Origin of the sequence: Plastoroseomonas hellenica, assembly GCF_018129085.1 — a bacterium.
GTDB lineage: Bacteria > Pseudomonadota > Alphaproteobacteria > Acetobacterales > Acetobacteraceae > Plastoroseomonas > Plastoroseomonas hellenica.
In genome coordinates this window covers 1-3,407 of sequence record NZ_JAAGBB010000124.1, presented here as the reverse complement: position 1 = coordinate 3,407, position 3,407 = coordinate 1, and the positions used below count along the sequence as shown (strand labels likewise).

The window sequence follows — 3,407 nt, the reverse complement described above, 5'->3', positions numbered from 1 at the left end:
CCCGCGCCGGTCGCTCCCGCCGCGCGATCGGCGCCCATCTCGCCGCCAAGGGCGTCGATGCCGACACGGCCGAGGCCGCGCTGCCCGAGGACCCCGAGGCCGAGCTCGACGCCGCGCTGGCGCAATGCCGCCGCCGCCGCGTCGGCCCCTTCGCCCGCGCGCCGGAAGACGCCGCCATGCGCCTCAAGGCGCTCGCGGCGCTGGCCCGCGGCGGATTCCCGCACGCGATCGCCAAACGCGCCCTCGACATGGACGCGGAGGAAGCGGAGGCGCGGCTGATCGCCCGGCGCCAGGCGTGAGCGGCGCCTCCGGCCGCCCCAGCGGCATCATCTTCACCCGCACCGGCATCCTGCGCGGCGCCCGCCAGGCCCTGCCGCTGGTCATCGGCACCGTGCCCTTCGGCCTGGTGGTCGGCGTCATCTCCGATGCCCGCGGGCTCAGCCTCGCCGAGACCCTGCTGATGTGCGCCCTGGTCTTCGCCGGCTCCGCCCAGCTCCTGGCCCTCGACCTCTGGGCCGATCCGGCGCCGGTGCTCGGTGCGGCGATCGCGGCCTTCGCGGTCAATATCCGCATGGCCCCGATGGGCGCGGCGCTGGCCCCCTGGCTCGACCGGCTGCGCGGCTGGCGGCTCTGGGGCACGCTCGCGACGCTGGTCGACCACTCCTACGCGCTGGCGGTCGCCGATCAGCAGCGCGGCGGCCGCGACGCAGGCTACCTCCTCGGCGTCGGCGCCTGCCTCTGGCTCTTCTGGATGGTCTCCGTCGGCATCGGCTATGTGATGGGCACCATGGTGCGGCTCGCGCCCGGCCATCCCCTCTATTTCACCGCGACCGCCACCTTCTGCGCGATCCTGGTGCCGCTCTGGAAAGGCGTCCGCCGCGACCTGCTGCCCTGGCTCGCCGCCGGCGCCGTCGCGCTGCTGCTCTGGCGGCTGGGTGCCGGTCCGCCCTGGCCGCTGATCGCCGGCGCGCTCGCCGGCGCCACCCTCGGCGCCGCGCTGGACGAACGTCGCGCGAAGGGCGCGCTCCGATGATCCGCCCCGACGTCCTCGCCGCCATCCTCGCCATGGCGATCGTCACCTATGCCTGCCGCGCCGGCGGCTACGCCATCCTCCGCGCCGTCCGCGCCCCGCGCTTCGTGGAACGCATGCTGCAACACCTGCCGGGGCCCCTCTTCTGCGCCTATGTGGCCCCCTCCCTCGCGCAATGGGGCGCCTTCGGCTGGATCGCCGCCATCGCCGTGATGGCCGCCCAATACGCCACCGGCAACCTCGCCGCCGCCATCCTCGCTGGCGCGCTGGCGATGGCAGGGCTGCAGATGCTGGGGTGAGGGCGGTCCTTTACCCCGCCGCCGCGCTTGCGGGCGCCGGGGCGGGGGCGGGGGCGGGGGCGGCGAGCGGGTACATGAGGATGCCGTTGGCGCCGAAGCTGCGTTCGATACGGCGGTTGAGCTCGCGCTGCACGGGCCAGCGCTGGGTCGGGTCGGTCTTCACGCGGCAGCGCAGCGTGAGGCCGCCTTCGGCCAGCTTATCGACACCCATGATGTCCATGTCGTCGCGGATAGCGGTGCGCCAGCGGCCCTCGCCGCGCATTTCGGTGACGATGTCCTTCAGCACCGTGGTGACGCTGTCGAGGTCCTGGCCATAGGCGAGCGCGATGTCGAGCACGGCGAAGGCGAAGTCGCGGGTGTTGTTGGTGACGGTGGTCACCGCGCTGAAGGGGATGATGTGCACGGCGCCGTCGAGGGCGCGGAGCTTGATGGAGCGGATGGAGAGCTGCTCGACGACGCCGGTGAGGCCCCCCAACTGCACCACGTCGCCGACCGCGACCGCATCTTCGAACAGCAGGAAGATGCCGGTGATGACGTCCTGTACCAGCTTCTGGCTGCCGAAGCCGATGGCGAGGCCGATGACGCCGGCGCCGGCCAGCAGGGGGGCGACGTTGACGCCGATCTCGGACAGCGCGTTCAGCGCGACGAAGACCAGGATGAAGACGAGGAGCGCGGTGCGCAGCATCGGCAACAGCGTGCGCACCCGGGCGGAGCGGGCCGCCTGTGCGTCGCGCGCCAGGCGCTGCAGGTGGCGGGCGATCGCGGCGTTCACCACTTCCCAGACCAGGACCGCGAGGAAGACGGTGAAGCCGATCGAGACAAGGGAGCTGACCAGGCGGTTGCCGAGCTGGCCCTGCGCGAACCAGGAGAAGGAATCGAGGCCCCAGGCTTCCAGCAGCAGCAGGCCGGCCAGGATCGTGACGATCGCGGTGACAATGCCTTTCAGCGCCGGCAAATAGCGGTTGGCGCGGGCTTCGAGGCCGGGATAGCGGCCGGCGAGGTCGGGGCCGACGCGGAAGCCGCGCTGGATCGCGCGCCGCGCCACCACGTCGATCAGCTTGGCCGCGACCAGGATGACGACTGTCAGCAGAGAGACGCGGGTCAGGCGTTCGAAGCCTTCGCGGACCTGCAGCGCCCAGACGCCCCAGGCGGCGAGCAGCCAGAGGATCGCCAGGATGTGCCAGACCTCGGCCAGCCGGTCCCGCGCGGAGCGGGCGAAGCGCCGTCCCGCGGCTGGGCGTTGGGTCTCCGGCAGTTCCGGTGCGCGCAGGACGTCGGCGATGGCCTGGCGGTTCTGCAGGATGACGATGATCAGGAAGAGGGTGACCACCAGCAGGCAGACGCGGGTGATGAAGTCGTAGGCGGACCAGGGCAGGCCGAACAGCAGCCCGGCTTCGGCCATCGCGTAGCCGAAGACGATGACGAGGGTGATGCGGCGCAGCCAGACGGTGATGTAGGCCGCGGTCTCGTCGGCGACCGGCAGCAGCCGGAGCGGCGCCGAGGCCGGGGAGAGCAGCATGCGGGAGGACGCCATCACCGCGCGGGAGACCATGTAGGCGTTGTTCACCGTGAGGATGACGAGCTGCGTCGTCGGCAGCGGGTTCACGGCGCTGATCAGCCCGTAGGAGACGATGGCGAAGGCGCCGACCGGCACCAGGTCGAGGCCGAGGCGGGCGATGACCAGAGGGATGCGCCGCAGCCAGCGCCAGTTCCCGCCGGAGACCGGCGCCATGGCGTCGAGCGCGTCGCGCGGCCGCCTGAGTGCCCGATGCGCCAGCCATTCGGCGAGCAGGCCGAGGCCGAAGATCAGCACCAGCTTCCAGCCGGCATCGAGCACCCGGCGCTGGGTGACGGGATCGCGCGCAACGGCCGACGCCCAGCGCGCCATGGCGGGGATGTCGGTCAGTGCCTGCACCGCGGCGACGAGCTGGTCCGACAGCGCGGAGAGCCGCTGCGAGGCCCCCATCAGGAGCTGGGCGCCGAGGGTGTTGGGCGCCAGCAGGTCGTTGGCCGGGGAAGGCGGCGCGGGCGGGAGGGCCGCGGCGGGCGCAGGCGCCGGGGCGGCGGGCTCGGCGGCT

General features: G+C 72.9%; 3 protein-coding genes and 1 pseudogene. 3 read left to right on the top strand and 1 reads right to left on the bottom strand.

Translation table 11 applies throughout. The annotated features are described in order from the left end of the window. The 3 genes and pseudogenes from GXW71_RS34295 to GXW71_RS34285 all read left to right on the top strand — a co-directional run. A pseudogene (locus GXW71_RS34295) lies at positions 1-299 on the top strand (regulatory protein RecX); the annotation flags it as partial. Further along, positions 296-1,033, top strand: coding sequence for an AzlC family ABC transporter permease (locus GXW71_RS34290; RefSeq protein ID WP_367617426.1), 738 nt, complete (start codon positions 296-298; stop codon positions 1,031-1,033). The pseudogene GXW71_RS34295 and the gene GXW71_RS34290, both read left to right, overlap by 4 nt. Further along, positions 1,030-1,329, top strand: coding sequence for an AzlD family protein (locus GXW71_RS34285; protein WP_246527152.1), 300 nt, complete (start codon positions 1,030-1,032; stop codon positions 1,327-1,329). Before GXW71_RS34290 ends, GXW71_RS34285 begins: the two co-directional genes overlap by 4 nt. A 10-nt stretch (positions 1,330-1,339) precedes the next feature. Here the strand turns inward: GXW71_RS34285 and GXW71_RS34280 are convergent. Next, a partial coding sequence (locus tag GXW71_RS34280; protein ID WP_211858540.1) for a mechanosensitive ion channel domain-containing protein occupies positions 1,340-3,407 on the bottom strand: 2,068 nt, incomplete at its 5' end.